Source organism: Bacteroides sp. 519 (assembly GCF_010500955.1).
Classification (GTDB): domain Bacteria; phylum Bacteroidota; class Bacteroidia; order Bacteroidales; family Bacteroidaceae; genus Bacteroides.
This window is the reverse complement of record NZ_QVMJ01000054.1, coordinates 7,628-7,952: the sequence shown is the minus strand read 5'-3', so window position 1 is coordinate 7,952 and position 325 is coordinate 7,628.

Genomic DNA, 325 nt, shown 5'->3' with positions numbered 1-325 from the left:
CAAATTAACTCCTGCATCCGCAGTAAATAACTATTTTTTCTGCACATTCAAACTAGGCTGTTTATAAACAACCAATTAGCTTTCTATAAAGAGCTGATTGGCTTTTTATAAAGAGCCAATCGGTTTTTTATAAACAGCCCAGTTTTGTTATGCACATTTAGAAGTTAGTTTATGCACATTTAGAAGTTAATTTTGCCGCTATTAGAAGTTAAAAGTTAATTCACTAACCTGAATTATTCATACTATAGAATGGAAGGAGTGGTTCGGTTAGTATTTCACCACAGAGTTCACAGAGTTACACAGAGTTCTAAATACGATGCCGCAT